Source organism: Domibacillus tundrae (genome assembly GCF_000970675.1).
Classification (GTDB): Bacteria; Bacillota; Bacilli; order Bacillales; family Domibacillaceae; genus Domibacillus; species Domibacillus tundrae.
Genome location: NZ_LAJA01000007.1, coordinates 257,172 through 271,258, shown reverse-complemented (window position 1 = coordinate 271,258; position 14,087 = coordinate 257,172). Strand labels below are relative to the sequence as shown.

General features: G+C 45.3%; 16 protein-coding genes. 11 read left to right on the top strand and 5 right to left on the bottom strand.

Annotated elements, in window-relative coordinates; genetic code table 11:
- Nucleotides 1-13 precede the first annotated feature (13 nt).
- The 7 genes from VQ00_RS09415 (at nucleotide 14) to pepF (ending at nucleotide 7,285) form a co-directional block, all read left to right on the top strand.
- The gene (locus VQ00_RS09415) at nucleotides 14-1,090 is read left to right on the top strand and encodes an ABC transporter ATP-binding protein (protein WP_046179877.1); all 1,077 of its coding nucleotides are present in this window, start codon (nucleotides 14-16) and stop codon (nucleotides 1,088-1,090) included.
- A complete protein-coding gene (locus VQ00_RS09410; RefSeq protein WP_046179876.1) occupies nucleotides 1,083-2,021 on the top strand; it encodes an ABC transporter ATP-binding protein in 939 nt (312 codons plus the stop codon). Before VQ00_RS09415 ends, VQ00_RS09410 begins: the two co-directional genes overlap by 8 nt.
- Before the next feature lie 95 nt (nucleotides 2,022-2,116).
- Nucleotides 2,117-2,698 carry a GNAT family N-acetyltransferase gene (locus VQ00_RS09405; RefSeq protein WP_046179875.1) on the top strand — a complete coding sequence of 194 codons (582 nt, stop codon included), beginning with the start codon at nucleotides 2,117-2,119 and terminating at the stop codon, nucleotides 2,696-2,698.
- A gap of 232 nt (nucleotides 2,699-2,930) precedes the next feature.
- Nucleotides 2,931-3,326: a transcriptional regulator SpxA gene (gene spxA, locus VQ00_RS09400; protein ID WP_045850634.1), complete on the top strand. Its 396-nt coding sequence runs from the start codon at nucleotides 2,931-2,933 to the stop codon at nucleotides 3,324-3,326.
- A gap of 214 nt (nucleotides 3,327-3,540) precedes the next feature.
- Nucleotides 3,541-4,182 (top strand): adaptor protein MecA, encoded by a 642-nt coding sequence (mecA, locus tag VQ00_RS09395; RefSeq protein WP_046179874.1) that lies wholly within the window; start codon nucleotides 3,541-3,543, stop codon nucleotides 4,180-4,182.
- 104 nt (nucleotides 4,183-4,286) lie between these two features.
- Nucleotides 4,287-5,405, top strand: a complete 1,119-nt coding sequence (locus tag VQ00_RS17730) for a competence protein CoiA (protein WP_052728449.1) — start codon at nucleotides 4,287-4,289, stop codon at nucleotides 5,403-5,405.
- 65 nt (nucleotides 5,406-5,470) lie between these two features.
- Nucleotides 5,471-7,285: an oligoendopeptidase F gene (gene pepF / locus VQ00_RS09385; protein ID WP_046179873.1), complete on the top strand. Its 1,815-nt coding sequence runs from the start codon at nucleotides 5,471-5,473 to the stop codon at nucleotides 7,283-7,285.
- 365 nt (nucleotides 7,286-7,650) lie between these two features.
- Here pepF and VQ00_RS09380 read toward each other — a convergent pair whose 3' ends face one another.
- The 4 genes from VQ00_RS09380 to VQ00_RS09365 form a co-directional block, all read right to left on the bottom strand.
- On the bottom strand, nucleotides 7,651-8,469 hold the full coding sequence (locus tag VQ00_RS09380; protein WP_046179951.1) for a ClpXP adapter SpxH family protein: 819 nt from the start codon (nucleotides 8,467-8,469) through the stop codon (nucleotides 7,651-7,653).
- Nucleotides 8,470-8,474: 5 nt separating this feature from the next.
- Nucleotides 8,475-8,873: a globin domain-containing protein gene (locus tag VQ00_RS09375; protein WP_046179872.1), complete on the bottom strand. Its 399-nt coding sequence runs from the start codon at nucleotides 8,871-8,873 to the stop codon at nucleotides 8,475-8,477.
- Between the two features lie 122 nt (nucleotides 8,874-8,995).
- The gene (locus VQ00_RS09370) at nucleotides 8,996-9,601 is read right to left on the bottom strand and encodes a lytic transglycosylase domain-containing protein (RefSeq protein WP_046179871.1); all 606 of its coding nucleotides are present in this window, start codon (nucleotides 9,599-9,601) and stop codon (nucleotides 8,996-8,998) included.
- A gap of 1 nt (nucleotide 9,602) precedes the next feature.
- Nucleotides 9,603-10,175, bottom strand: coding sequence for a CYTH domain-containing protein (locus VQ00_RS09365; RefSeq protein ID WP_046179870.1), 573 nt, complete (start codon nucleotides 10,173-10,175; stop codon nucleotides 9,603-9,605).
- 132 nt (nucleotides 10,176-10,307) lie between these two features.
- On the opposite strand from VQ00_RS09365, the gene VQ00_RS09360 reads away from it, so the two are divergent.
- The 4 genes from VQ00_RS09360 to VQ00_RS09345 all read left to right on the top strand — a co-directional run bounded on the left by VQ00_RS09360 (nucleotide 10,308) and on the right by VQ00_RS09345 (nucleotide 13,178).
- The gene (locus VQ00_RS09360; protein WP_046179869.1) at nucleotides 10,308-10,688 is read left to right on the top strand and encodes a UPF0738 family protein; all 381 of its coding nucleotides are present in this window, start codon (nucleotides 10,308-10,310) and stop codon (nucleotides 10,686-10,688) included.
- Between the two features lie 11 nt (nucleotides 10,689-10,699).
- Nucleotides 10,700-11,317, top strand: coding sequence for a GTP diphosphokinase (gene yjbM, locus VQ00_RS09355; protein WP_046179950.1), 618 nt, complete (start codon nucleotides 10,700-10,702; stop codon nucleotides 11,315-11,317).
- Between the two features lie 183 nt (nucleotides 11,318-11,500).
- Complete coding sequence (locus VQ00_RS09350; RefSeq protein ID WP_046179868.1) at nucleotides 11,501-12,295, top strand: NAD kinase; 795 nt, start codon at nucleotides 11,501-11,503, stop codon at nucleotides 12,293-12,295.
- On the top strand, nucleotides 12,273-13,178 hold the full coding sequence (locus VQ00_RS09345; RefSeq protein ID WP_046179867.1) for an RluA family pseudouridine synthase: 906 nt from the start codon (nucleotides 12,273-12,275) through the stop codon (nucleotides 13,176-13,178). Before VQ00_RS09350 ends, VQ00_RS09345 begins: the two co-directional genes overlap by 23 nt.
- A gap of 54 nt (nucleotides 13,179-13,232) precedes the next feature.
- Here the strand turns inward: VQ00_RS09345 and prpE are convergent, their stop codons facing one another.
- A complete protein-coding gene (gene prpE / locus VQ00_RS09340) occupies nucleotides 13,233-13,970 on the bottom strand; it encodes a bis(5'-nucleosyl)-tetraphosphatase PrpE (RefSeq protein WP_046179866.1) in 738 nt (245 codons plus the stop codon).
- Between the last annotated feature and the right edge of the window lie 117 nt (nucleotides 13,971-14,087).

The following is a 14,087-nucleotide window of genomic DNA, read 5'->3' as shown; positions in this document are numbered from 1 at the left end:
GGAGGACGTTTGAATGGAAAAGGTATTAGATGTAAAAGACTTGCACGTATCGTTTGATTTGCACGCCGGTGAAGTGCAGGCGGTAAGAGGAGTCGATTTTCATTTAGAAAAAGGAGAAACGCTTGCGATTGTCGGGGAATCCGGCTCGGGCAAATCGGTCACAACAAAAGCGCTTATGAGGCTGATTCCAAACCCGCCTGGCCGTATTAAGCAAGGGCAGATTTTGTTTGACGGCCGGGATCTTGCCCATCTGTCTGAAAGGGAAATGGAAAAAATTCGCGGGAAAGAAATGTCGATGATTTTTCAAGATCCGATGACATCCTTGAATCCAACGATGAAAATTGGCAAGCAAATTATGGAGCCGCTTATGAAGCACCAAAAGCTGAGCAAGCAGGAAGCCCACAAGCGGGCAGCTGAACTGTTAGTGCTGGTCGGCCTGCAAAACCCGGAGATGCGCATGAAGCAGTTCCCGCACCAGTTTTCCGGCGGCCAGCGCCAGCGGATCGTGATTGCGATCGCGCTTGCTTGCAACCCGAAAGTGTTGATCGCGGATGAACCGACAACGGCTCTTGATGTCACGATTCAAGCGCAGATTTTAGAATTAATGAAGGAATTGCAAAAAAAGATCGATACAGCGATTATTTTTATTACCCATGACCTTGGGGTGGTCGCAAATGTGGCCGATCGTGTAGCCGTTATGTATGGCGGGCAAATTGTTGAAACAGGCACAGTAGATGAAATCTTCTATGACCCAAGACATCCATATACATGGGGACTGCTTTCCTCCATGCCGAGTCCAGACACCGACCACGAGGCAGAGCTTCGCGCAATTCCCGGAACACCGCCAGACTTGATTAATCCGCCAAAAGGCGACGCGTTTGCCCTCAGAAGCGAATATGCAATGGCCATTGATTTTGAACAGGAGCCGCCCCTATACAAGGTATCGGACACGCATTTTGTAAAATCGTGGCTGCTGCATGAACAGGCACCGCATGTAGAACCACCTGAAATTGTAAAGCTGCAGCGCCGCTCGATGCCGGGGAATTATGAAAAGCCAGTACTGGCCGGGGAGGGAGTAGACAATGGATAAACTTCTCGAAATTAAAGGGTTAAAGCAATATTTTAATGAAGGAAAGCCAAATATGGTCAAAGCAGTTGACGATGTTTCCTTTGATATTTACAAAGGGGAAACGCTTGGTCTTGTCGGGGAATCCGGCTGCGGGAAATCTACCACCGGGCGGACAATGATCCGGTTGTACGACGCAACTGACGGCCAGGTGCTGTTTAACGGAGAAAATGTGCACGGGAAAAAGTCGCGAAAAGAATTAATGCAGTTTAACCGCAAAATGCAAATGATTTTCCAGGATCCTTACGCTTCGCTAAATCCACGCATGAAAGTCGCGGATATTATCGCAGAAGGCATTGATATACACGGATTAGCCAAGTCCAAAGAAGAGCGGATGAAAAAAGTATACGAACTGCTTGAGACAGTTGGTTTAAACCAGGAACACGCAAGCCGGTATCCGCATGAATTCTCCGGTGGACAGCGTCAGCGTCTTGGCATCGCCCGTGCACTAGCGGTGGAGCCAGACTTTATCATCGCCGATGAGCCGATTTCGGCATTGGATGTGTCGATTCAGGCACAGGTCGTTAACCTGATGAAAAAGCTGCAAAAAGAAAAAGGCTTAACGTATTTGTTTATCGCTCATGATTTATCGATGGTTAAATACATTTCCGATCGGATTGGTGTTATGTATTTTGGCAAGCTTGTTGAACTTGCACCGAGTGACGTGTTGTACAAAAATCCGCTTCATCCGTATACGAAGTCGCTTCTGTCGGCGATTCCGCTGCCAGACCCGGATTATGAACGCAGCCGCACACGTAAAGTTTACTCTCCAGATGTGCACGGGTACAGTGCAGACGATGTAGTGGAAATGCGCGAGGTAGCACCAGGACATTACGTTTACTGTTCGGAAAAAGAAATGAAAAAGTACCAGGAAACATATGAAACGGCCCGTTAAACGGCCGTTTTTCTCATAGTGGTTTGTTTAAAGCGTGGAAATATGTTTATACTATATTGAGAAGGACAAAATACAGGAACACGAAGGAGAAATGCATGAGCTGGTATGAAAAATTGAATCAATACTTTCCGATTGAAGAAATGAAATCAAAAGAACAGATGGACGTGTTGCTGAGCGAACGAGGCGACGTATATCATAAAGATGAGGGACCGAATCACGTACTCATTTACGTGGAGTTTAACGGGTTTGTTTTCGTCGACTATCTTTTTGTGTCTAAGGATGCACGCGGGCAAGGTCTTGGCAGAAAATTAGTGGATAAGCTAAAGTCGAAAAACAAACCGGTCATCCTCGAGGTCGAACCGGTACAATATGATGAAACCGATACGGAAAAACGCCTTCGTTTTTACGCACGTGAAGAATTTCAGCATGCATCGAAAATTGGCTATCGCCGCCGTTCGCTGGCAACCGGCCAGGAGACGGTTATGGAAATTCTTTACTGGAGTCCGAACGCGGCGGATGAAGAAGCTATTTATGAAGCAATGGTGCAGACGTACCGTGATATTCATAAGTATAAGGACAAAGAAATTTACGGGGCATCATTTGCGCCAGTAGACGAAGCGCTTTCTTTTAAGGAAGAGAGAAATGAAGACATTCTTGAACCATTTGAAAAAGTTTGAAAAAATGAAGCTTTGACGTTTAGTTGACACATACTCCGGGTACAATGTATTTGTAAGCAAATATATTTCGTATTTATAAATGAAAATGATATTCAATTGGTTGTCATTTCGTGGTATAATACATACGTAGCCGGTTGTTGAGGAGTTTCACTTACACTTGAAATCTCCATGAACGTTCAATTCCTCAAATTGACAGGTATTATACATTTTATTTAAGGAGTGTGAATGAGGAATGGTTACACTATACACATCACCAAGCTGCACATCTTGCCGAAAAGCGAAAGCATGGTTAGAAGAGCACGAAATTCCTTACGTGGAACGCAATATTTTCTCAGAACCATTAAGCATTGATGAAATTAAAGAGATTTTGCGTATGACGGAGGATGGAACGGATGAAATCATTTCAACACGTTCGAAAATTTTCCAAAAATTGAATGTTGATCTTGAAACGCTTCCGCTTCAAGATTTGTTTGAACTGATTCGCCAAAACCCAGGCTTGCTTCGCCGTCCAATTATTATGGATGAAAAGCGTCTGCAAGTTGGATATAATGAAGATGAGATTCGTCGCTTCTTACCGCGGAAAGTCCGCACATTCCAGCTGCTTGAAGCTCAGCGTATGGTTAATTAATTAACAAAGAAAGATTCCTGCTCGATATGCAGGGATTTTTTTTATTTTTTGTTTATTTTGACTTGAAGAATGCAAAAAATTCAGTTAGAATGTGCAGACAACGGAGTCTTTCTATTTTCATTTACATCTTGTTTATCATACAATAGAACAAAGGGATGGGGCATTTGTTTCCGCAACCCTGTGAACCCTCTAAATGGAAGGGAGAGACCGCACAATGGAGATTGAACGCATTAATGATAATACGGTGAAGTTTTTCATATCATACATTGATATAGAAGAACGGGGCTTTGACCGCGAAGAAATCTGGTATAACCGGGAACGCAGCGAAGAACTGTTCTGGGATATGATGGAGGAAGTCCACGACGAAGAAGATTTCACAGTGGATGGACCGCTTTGGATTCAAGTGCATGCACTTGATAAAGGGCTCGAAATTTTAGTGACACAGGCGAATTTGACGAAAGATGGACAGCGCCTGGAGCTGCCTTTCACAAGCGATAAAATGGATGTAAGCGGCCAGATTGAAGACTTGTTGGAAGAGCATTTTGATCGTTCGGAAGAAGACGATTCACCACTTGATTTCGTTCTTGCTTTCCGTGATTTTGAAGACGTGATTGCGCTTAGCAGCCGCGGCGGTCTCGATCACTTAACCACTTCCTTGTATGCGCACGAAAATCGCTATTACTTATTTGTTGAGTTTAACGAAGAGAGCTTTCAGGAAGAAGAGATCGACGATGCGCTCAGCATGCTGCTTGAATATACACACGAATCCCGCATGACGATCCATACACTTCAGGAATACGGCAAATGCGTTATGCCGGAAAATGTGTTCCAGACGGTTCGTCAATACTTTTCATAATCCGCATCCTCTTGATGAGTTATCAAGAGGGTGTTTTTTTATGAAAAAAAGAAGGAACTTGCGGAGTATTGTCGAATCGTACACTAAGAAAGGAGAGGATGTGTATGCTGTCGGCAGTTGATGCACACGGACGATCCGTTGTGCTGGCTGGACCAGAAGCGAAGTCATTAGCGATTCATCTAAAAGAAATTCCCCATTTTTGCCCGCAATGCGGGGGCTCCTTGATTGTCAAAGCAGGTGACGTCAATATTCCCCATTTTGCCCACACGTCTCAATCTTCTTGTGACTCTTTCTCGGAACATGAATCTCCCCGGCATCTTGCCGGAAAAGCAGACTTATTTCAATGGATCACGACAACAGCGGATGCCAAAATGGAAGCGCGCCTTCCTGATGGCTCGCAGCGTCCCGATATTTTATCCGGGAAAATCGCTGTCGAATTTCAATGTTCAACGATTTCTGCTGCGCTGTTTAAAGAACGGACAGATAAATACACGACGCGCGGCATGACTCCGTTTTGGATTTATGGCGGCAAGCCGGTAGAGAGAAAAGGGAGTTATATTAAGTTGACACCTTTTCAGCGGCTTTTTTTGCGCTATCATCCACAGCTTGGCTTTTACTTCATTTCTTACTGTCCTGATAGGAAAGGTTTTACGGTTTACGGACGGATTATTCCGGTAACGCCGTCGCTTTGTGCAGCAGAACGGCGTTTTATTAAAATGAAAGACATGTCTTTTCCGCCGTCTGCCGAGGTTAAAGGAAAGCATGCTTTTTCCTTAAAAGCGTTTTTTGATGAAAAGCGGAAATGGATGGACCGGGCGCTTTACTTTCAAAATGCCCGCCGTCACCCATTTTTTAAAGCAGTGTACGCAGAAGGGCGTAATCCATATTTGCTTCCGGAACAAATCGGATTGCCGGTTCGGAGTGGCAGGGCAATCCGTAATCACCCGGCTGAATGGCAGTTTTATATTTTGATGGATTGGAAGAAGCGGCCGGCAGAAGAAACAGTACGGCAACGGATTGAACTTGGTCACTTAAAAGAGCAGCTATTGCCGCTCGCAGATGGAATGACAGCAGAGACGGCGGCGAAAGAATATACAGCACTGCTTTATTTGTTGGGGGAAGAGAATTTAACGGACAGCACGTCAATGGGGGCAAAGCTGCAAAATGAAAAAGCATTTATGAATACGTTCAGTGCAACTGTTATCAGTAAGCTAATTTTTTGAGGTGAAAAAGAAAGGAATATATAATAAGGAAGGAGAATGGTTATACAGAAAGGGAGGTTTTTTGAATGGCAGACAATCAAGTGAAACAGCTTCCGGCTCGCTCTGAAGTAGCAGAAGAGCTAAAATGGCGTCTTGAAGACATTTTTGAAACGGATGAGTTGTGGGAAGAAGAGTTTAAAGTAATTCAGATGCTCGCCGGAGAAGCTGCGTCATATAATGGAACGCTCGGTGACAGCGCGGAACAGATGCATTCTTTTTTCGCCTGGCAGGATGCATTGCTTGAACGAATGGGCAAGCTGTACACTTACGCGCATATGCGTTACGACGAAGATACACAAAATGCGCATTATCAAGGAATGAATGACCGGGCAAAAATGCTCTACACACAAATTGCTGGTGCGCTTTCGTTTGCGGATCCGGAAATTTTGTTGATCGATGAAGAAAAAGTGAATGGCTTTGTTGCGTCCTATGAGCCGCTTCGGCTGTATAAAAAAGTGCTCAATGATTTAAACAAACAGCGGCCGCACATATTGTCCGCTGCTGAAGAAAATTTGCTGGCACAGGCATCGGACGTACTCGGTTCATCTAGTACAACGTTTGGTATGCTGAATAACGCCGACCTTGAGTTTCCGGTTATTCAAGATGAAAACGGGGAAAACGTGCAAATTACACATGGCAACTATGTGCGTTTTTTGGAATCATCTGATCGCCGTGTGCGTGAAGAAGCCTTTAAAGCCGTTTATGCGACATACGAGAAATTTAAAAATACATTTGCGTCGACGCTGTCGGGTCAAATTAAAAAAGATAATTTTTCGGCAAAAGTCCGTAACTACGGAAGTGCACGTGAGGCTGCACTATCGCGCAACCACATTCCGGAAGCGGTATACGACAATTTAGTCAGCACAATTAATAAAAACCTGCCGCTCCTGCACCGATATGTGGCGCTGCGCAAAAAAGTGCTCGGCCTAGACAAGCTGCACATGTACGATTTGTACACACCATTGGTGGCAGAAGGCAAATTTGACGTCACGTATGACGAAGCGAAAGACTTGCTTCAAAAAGGCTTGCAGCCGCTCGGGAAAGAGTACAATGATATTTTAACAAAAGGTCTCCAAAGCCGCTGGGTAGACGTCGTTGAAAATAAAGGAAAACGAAGCGGGGCGTATTCATCAGGCGCATATGGCACGAATCCATACGTGTTAATGAACTGGCAGGATAACGTGAACAATTTGTTTACGCTGGCGCATGAATTTGGCCATAGCATTCACAGCTACTACACACGTGGAAATCAGCCATACATTTATGGGGATTATTCGATTTTTGTTGCAGAAGTGGCGTCAACATGCAATGAATCGATTTTAAACGACTACTTGCTGAAAACAACCGAAGATGAGAAAAAACGCATCTACTTGCTGAATCATTTTCTTGAAACATTCCGCGGCACTGTATTCCGCCAGACGATGTTCGCTGAATTTGAGCATTTAGTGCATGAAAAAGCACAAAACGGTGAAGCACTGACAGCGGATGGGTTAAGCGCAGCCTATTACGAACTGAATAAAAAGTATTTCGGCGACGATATGGTCATTGATGAAGAAATTGCACTGGAATGGGCGCGCATTCCGCATTTTTACTACAATTATTATGTGTATCAATATGCAACCGGGTTAAGCGCCGCTATTGCATTGTCTTCCCAAATTTTAAAAGATGGGGAGCCGGCGGCAGAGCGCTATATTAATGAATTTCTAAAAGCAGGCAGCGCGTCAGATCCGATTGAGGTATTGAAACGGGCTGGCGTTGATATGACAGAAGCTGAGGCCATTGAAGCGGCTTGCCTTGTATTTGAAGAATCGTTAGAAGAAATGGAAAATCTTCTGGGTTAATTTGTTAGTTAACGCTGTCAAATCCATTATTTTGACAAAATTGTGAACAGGAGAGGCATCTCTTGCAAAAAATGTGCCATACATGGTACGATGATGTCGTGAAGTTGATCACAAACAAACATATACCCCTTTGTTTGACCGTGAAAAATTTCTCCCATCCCCTTTGTTCGTAGGGAAAAGCTCCGCTTCGGCGGGGCTTTTTCTGTTGCAGAAAGAAAGATGAGCTAAATTGGATTTGGGCACGAAATATAAGAATTGGCCACGAAATGAAGCAAATAGCCATGAACCAAACAATATTGGTCACGAAACCCACCGTTCCTCAAAATGAAGGCAGTAAAAAACGCCAGCATCCGCGCTGGCGTTTTTCATTTTACGTATTCCCAAAAAGTGCCGTGTTTCGTATTGATTTTGCGGACTTTTCGCTGCAAGAGCAATTTTTTCATTTCGCACTCTGTTTGTGCATCTGTCCAATCATAGACACCGCTTATTTCATTGGTTGCGGCAATTCGAAAATACTGCATAAATTCTTCAAGAGAAGGCGGATCAAGCGGTTCCGGTATTTCCTCCAGCATTTCCTGCAAAATCTGCACGTAAATGTCATATGAATACAGGCCGGCAATTTTAATGCCTTCATCTTCAATCCGTTCATTAAAGAAAACAATCGTCGGTGCTTCATCTACATCCATTTCACATGTAATCGTTAAATCGCATTGAAACGCTTTTGTGGCACCGGCTGAATAAATATCGTTTAAAAACTCACCTTTATCAAGACCTGCTTCTTCAGCACAGCGGCTTAATACCGCCAAGTCCGCTATATTTTCTTTATCTAAAAAAAGCTGTTCCTGAAGCTTCCGCAAAAATTTACTGCCGGCCCGCTTTCCTTGCAGCTCAGCCGCTTTAATCGCAATCGATGCGAGAAAAGGGGATTCGACTGCCTCCTCTATCCAGACGGACTCCTCACAGGCAAGTCCGCTTCGTTCAACAGCGAGAGGGCGCCTTGCCACATTTAATGCTGTCAGTTTGCCGGTTAACACTTGCTTTAATTTAAAGTAATGGCCGTATTCAACCTGCAGTTTCCGAATGAGCGGATCAAGTGCCCAGCATTCCGGGCAAAGCGGATCGACAAATACATATAATTCGAGCGGCTTTTGCCGGGCAGAACAAATCCGATCAGGCAATTGCATTGAATTCACAGAACATCACCCTCATCATCCGGCCGGTTTACCATATGAAAGGCCGTTTGTTTAAGTCGTTGAAAAAAGAAAGCACGCAATTCACCGGTTACATGCACATCGTCCATTGCTGCTTCCATACACGAAAGCCAGGCAGCTGCGCGTACTGGCGTGATCGGAAAAGGCATATGGCGTGCCCGGAGCATCGGGTGCCCGTGTTCATCTGTATATAGAGAAGGTCCACCTAAAAATTGTGTTAAAAACTGCTTTTGCTTTCGGGCAGTTTCGGTTAAATCATCGGGAAAAATCGGCGCAAGATCCGGATGCTGCGAAACGCGGCTGTAAAAAACGTCAACTAGTTCTGAAAGCTGTTTCCCGCCAATGATGTCGTATGGAACATTGGATTGCTCGGCCATAAATATGACTCCTTTTCCCTCGTAATATATCTTCATTTTAACAAGGCTTCCGTCATAAAACAAATGATAGGATTGAAGGCACGTCTACCAAGCATTCTTTTACTTATAAAGGAAAACCGGCTCTACGCATTGTAGGAGCCGGTTACTTTTTTCACATAATTTTGTGTTTCGCTAAATGGCGGGATGCCATCGTATTTTTTTACGTTGCCGGGTCCTGCATTATATGCGGCGAGTGCGAGTGAAATGTCTTCATTAAACATATCGAGCATTTGGCGTAAATATTTTGTCCCGCCAAAAACATTTTGCTCCGGATCTGTCGAATCGTTTACACCAAGATAGCTGGCTGTGCCCGGCATCAATTGCATAAGCCCGGTGGCGCCGACGTAGCTGACCGCGTTTGGATTAAAGTTTGATTCTTGTTTAATGACGGACTGGATTAGTTTTTTCGGGACGTTGTACTGCTCAGCAGCCCGAGTGATAATATCATCGTAATCCGTTTTCGGCGCTGATAAAAGATCAGCACCTGCTTTTGTATAAAGCGCCGGCTGCGCAGCAGAGGCTGCTTCTGACTGAACAATTTCCAGTCCCTGCATGAGCGCCTGCTGTAAAATCGAGCCAAACACACTGTTTGTATTTGTATTTGGAGAAAAGACAGAAGAAGTTATTCCGGTTCCGGCGGCTTTGGCAACAGTTGTGTTAATCATCGTGTTGAAAAAGTTTGTATCCACGTCAGTTTCCTCCATGTTGTGTAAGTGTACGATAAAAACGACGAATTTTATTCTCAGCCGGTATATAATCGATGCCATATTTCGTTAAAAGCTGATGAAAGACTGCTTCACCAGACACGTCTTTTGCTTCATACTCAATTTCATAATCTTCTTGTTCGAGATACGTACTATGGTCAAATACGAGCAATCCGTCTCCGTACGTCATTTCCGCGCGTGTGGTCGAAAGCGTGCCGAAATGAACAAAGTTTGCAGCACCTGCCCGTTTTGACGCCCGTTTTATCACATCATTGTCCGGCAGTGTCCCGTTTAATGCGGATTCAACCTCATCCTTAGATAGCAAAACGGTTGACTCGAGCAATCCAGTATCCGCGGGCTCTTTTAACGTCATTTCTGCTTTGCTGTTTTTTTCACGAATACGCAGAGCAGCACCTGCGTCTTTTAATAAAAAATCTGGCGTATCAAAGTAGTGATTGTGCTGATTCTGAAACGGTCCCGGCTCGAAAGCCGCCACGAGTTCATCAAATTGTGTTTTTGTGACGACGCATTTAAATTCGATTTCAATTTCCTCGTTCATTTTTCCGCCTCTTTTTCCCAATATTGATCTTCTCTCATTGTATCCTGTTCGATCCGTGTTTGAAAGAACAAAATGTGATAAAATGTTTACGAAGTTTTAAATGAACGGATGTTGTAAAGGAGAAGTGAATTAATGAGAACGAAATGGCATTTTACGAAAACAGAATGGGTAGATAACACGCTTCGCCTATTATCAGAAGAAGAAGTCGAGGTTACGCACCTGCACCCGGTGAATCAGGTGATTACTGATTCAGACGAGGCGGCTTTTGTTTATTTGGCGGAAGCGGAGCCGGGCTATGTCTACTTATATTTGCATGAAAGCACGTGGGAAGATGTGAAAAAAGCGCTTGATGACGAACATTCGATTGAAGCAGTCGGGACAGACGGCACATTTGCGCTTGTGTCATTTCATGAAGAAATGAACGACTTGATCGTCAATATTGAAGGGAACAGCAACTACGGCGAGGAAATGGTGGAGAAAGTCGAACGTGTTTTTTTCGCCGAACAGCGCTAATGGGGGACGCGATGGACAACTGGGATGAGTTTTTAGCGCCTTACAAGCAGGCAGTAGAGGAATTAAAAGTGAAATTAAGGGGCATCCGCAAGCAGTTTGCAATTGAGGATGACCGCTCGCCAATCGAGTTTGTGACAGGGCGTGTCAAGCCAGTCCCGAGCATTCTGGATAAAATGGAAACGAAAAAAATTCCAATGGACCGCATTCAACGGGACATGCAGGACATTGCCGGACTGCGCATGATGTGCCAGTTTGTCGATGATATTAAAAATGTCGTGACGATTTTGCGAAAGCGGAACGATTTTAAGATTATCGAAGAAAAAGACTACATTTCTTATAAAAAGCCAAGTGGCTATCGGTCGTATCACGTTGTAATCGAATATCCGGTGCAAACGATTCACGGCGAAAAAAAGCTGCTTGCGGAAATTCAAATCCGGACGCTGGCGATGAACTTTTGGGCGACGATTGAGCATTCGTTGAATTATAAATATAATGGCGATTTTCCGAAAGAAATTCAGACGCGGCTTCAGCGCGCAGCAGAAGCGGCTTTTCGGCTGGATGAAGAAATGTCGTTAATACGCGAAGAAATTCAGGAAGCGCAGCTGTTTTTCACGAAGAAAAAAGAATAACCAGAGTTTAGAAAAAATTATAAAGCAGGCTGATTGAAAACGCTTATCTCCCAGGGAACGCCGCCGTTTGGGAAACGGAGTGACCTTTTGTGGGTCATGAGCATTCACACACGGCAAGTGACGCCGAAAGAGAGCAGTTGTCAACAGTCTGAAGTAACCATTAATCGGCAGGAGTGAGGTTGAATGAAATTTGCGATTACATCAAAAGGAGACGCCAAGTCTAACGCATTGATGCACAAAATTCGCAACTATTTGACGGATTTTAAGCTGACATACGATGAAAGCGAGCCGGATATCGTTATTTCCGTCGGCGGAGACGGAACGCTTTTGTATGCATTTCACCGCTACAGCGGACGTCTTGATAAAACAGCATTTGTCGGGGTGCATACGGGGCATCTTGGCTTTTACGCGGACTGGACACCGGATGAAATTGAAAAACTGGTCATCGCGATCGCGCGGACACCGTACCAAATCATTGAATATCCGCTTCTCGAAGCGATTATCCGTTATCAGGACGGAGGCAAAGAGACCCGTTATTTAGCGCTGAACGAATCAACAGTGAAAAGCGTGGAAGGCACACTTGTGATGGATGTGGAAATTCGCGGCGAGCATTTTGAGCGCTTCCGTGGGGATGGTCTTTGTGTTTCGACACCATCCGGCAGTACCGCCTATAATAAAGCGCTTGGCGGGGCGATTTTGCATCCGTCGATCCGCGCGCTCCAGCTGGCAGAAATGGCGTCAATCAACAACCGCGTGTTCCGGACAGTCGGTTCGCCGCTTATTTTGCCAGCCCACCATACGTGTATGCTGAAGCCGGTCAACCGGCCAGACTTTTTAGTAACGATCGACCATTTAACGATTTTACATAAAGACGTCAAATCGATTCAATACCGGGTTGCTTCCGAAAAAATTCGCTTTGCCCGCTTTCGGCCGTTCCCATTTTGGAAAAGGGTACATGATTCCTTTGTCAGCAGCTAAGGGAAAGCCATTCCAATTGCGCTGGATGGCAGGTCAAGACGGTGTCCTGCTGCGGACATTTTTACAGGAAAAAGCGATTTCAAAGCGTGCGTTAACCGACATTAAATTTAACGGCGGGCTTATAGAAGTGAACGGTCGTGAAGTGAATGTGCGGCACGTGCTGTCTGCTGGTGATGCTATCCGTATTGTGTTTCCGCCGGAAGTGCCCTCAGATGGCATAAAAGCCGTGCAGCTGGATTTGCCGGTGCTGTATGAAGATGACACGCTCATCGCTGTTGCCAAACCGGCTGGCATGAATACGATTCCGTCGCGTGAACATCCGGCCGGCTCACTTGCATCCGGTCTGCTTTCACTGTACGCGGAGCGAGGAATTCAAGCAACTGCTCATATCGTTACCCGGCTGGACCGTGACACATCCGGCATCGTTCTTGCGGCGAAAAATCGCTACGTTCACCATTTAATGTCTGAGATGCAAAAACAAAAAATGGTTTTTCGGCAATATGAAGCGTTAGCGGAAGGCGTTTTCACACAAACAGACGGTGTCGTTGAAGCACCTATTGGACGCCGGGACGATAGCATTATTGAACGAATCGTACGCGCGGACGGTAAATACGCGCGGACTGGTTATCAAGTTATACAGCAATACGATGCGTTTGCGCACGTATCGGTGAAGCCGGAAACGGGACGGACGCATCAAATCCGGGTTCATCTCGCTTACATCGGCCATCCACTCGCCGGTGATGACTTGTACGGGGGCAGCACGAAGCGAATTACGCGGCAGGCGCTTCATTGCGGATCACTTGCGTTTCGCCATCCTTTAACAGAAAAACAAATTGACGTCTCCATGCCGATGCCAATGGATATGAATAACATGACCTTCTAAAATACCCCAGCTTCCTTATTGGAAGCCGAGGTATTTTTTTATAAGATCTTATGTTCAGTCAAATGAGCGAAATTTCTCCTTGACGAGCGGCTGTTTTGATTCAACGGATACCGTTTCACGCTCCGGCCAGCGCAAGCCAGTCAGTCTGCCGCCGAAGACGCAGCCGGTGTCGATATTGATCGTTTCGCCAACTTTACGCGGCTCTTCAACAGGCGTATGTCCATATACAATATAAGCATCGCCTGTATATTTTTTCGCCCAGTCGTGCCGGACAGGAGAGCCATCGGCGTGTTTTTCGCCGGTAATGTCTCCATAGAGCACGAATGTTTTCACGCGGGAGTCAAGACGGCCGATGTAATCGGCGCGGATGCCGGCATGGGCGATTACAAGTTTATTGTGATCAAGAACTTGATAAAACGGCGACTCTTCATACATGGATAAAAATCGTTTTCTGAGCAGACGGTATTCATCGGCAGGCATGGAATCGAGCTCCGCAACGGTCGTTTCTAAGCCGTGCGTTTCCTGAACATTGTTTCCAAGAAAATACCGGTACAGCTTGTTGCAGTGATTGCCGGGCACATAAAGCGCACCGTGCTCTTCAAACAGTCGGCAGACGATATCCATTACACGGACAGAATCCGGTCCCCGGTCCGTTAAATCGCCGACAAACGCAAGTGTCCGGCCGTCCGGGTGAACAGGCATGCCTTCGTCCCACATATATCCAAGCGTACGCGTCAGCGTGCGAAACTCATCGAAACAGCCATGTACATCTCCGATAATATCCAGCTTCATTCAATCGCTCCTTATTCATTTTGTTTACTGCATTAGTATAAGCCGTTTGGAGAAAATTTAAAAGTAAGGCAAAAGCCGGCACCATACCCGTTGATTTTTTTTCTATTCATGATAAAA

Bases quoted from the DNA above. Each gene is read 5' to 3' on its own strand.
- VQ00_RS09415 (WP_046179877.1), top strand. From the start codon at position 14: ATGGAAAAGGTATTAGATGTAAAAGACTTGCACGTATCGTTTGATTTG.
- VQ00_RS09410 (WP_046179876.1), top strand. From the start codon at position 1,083: ATGGATAAACTTCTCGAAATTAAAGGGTTAAAGCAATATTTTAATGAA.
- VQ00_RS09405 (WP_046179875.1), top strand. From the start codon at position 2,117: ATGAGCTGGTATGAAAAATTGAATCAATACTTTCCGATTGAAGAAATG.
- spxA (WP_045850634.1), top strand. From the start codon at position 2,931: ATGGTTACACTATACACATCACCAAGCTGCACATCTTGCCGAAAAGCG.
- mecA (WP_046179874.1), top strand. From the start codon at position 3,541: ATGGAGATTGAACGCATTAATGATAATACGGTGAAGTTTTTCATATCA.
- VQ00_RS17730 (WP_052728449.1), top strand. From the start codon at position 4,287: ATGCTGTCGGCAGTTGATGCACACGGACGATCCGTTGTGCTGGCTGGA.
- pepF (WP_046179873.1), top strand. From the start codon at position 5,471: ATGGCAGACAATCAAGTGAAACAGCTTCCGGCTCGCTCTGAAGTAGCA.
- VQ00_RS09380 (WP_046179951.1), bottom strand. From the start codon at position 8,469: ATGCAATTGCCTGATCGGATTTGTTCTGCCCGGCAAAAGCCGCTCGAA.
- VQ00_RS09375 (WP_046179872.1), bottom strand. From the start codon at position 8,873: ATGGCCGAGCAATCCAATGTTCCATACGACATCATTGGCGGGAAACAG.
- VQ00_RS09365 (WP_046179870.1), bottom strand. From the start codon at position 10,175: ATGAACGAGGAAATTGAAATCGAATTTAAATGCGTCGTCACAAAAACA.
- VQ00_RS09360 (WP_046179869.1), top strand. From the start codon at position 10,308: ATGAGAACGAAATGGCATTTTACGAAAACAGAATGGGTAGATAACACG.
- yjbM (WP_046179950.1), top strand. From the start codon at position 10,700: ATGGACAACTGGGATGAGTTTTTAGCGCCTTACAAGCAGGCAGTAGAG.
- VQ00_RS09350 (WP_046179868.1), top strand. From the start codon at position 11,501: ATGAAATTTGCGATTACATCAAAAGGAGACGCCAAGTCTAACGCATTG.
- VQ00_RS09345 (WP_046179867.1), top strand. From the start codon at position 12,273: ATGATTCCTTTGTCAGCAGCTAAGGGAAAGCCATTCCAATTGCGCTGG.
- prpE (WP_046179866.1), bottom strand. From the start codon at position 13,970: ATGAAGCTGGATATTATCGGAGATGTACATGGCTGTTTCGATGAGTTT.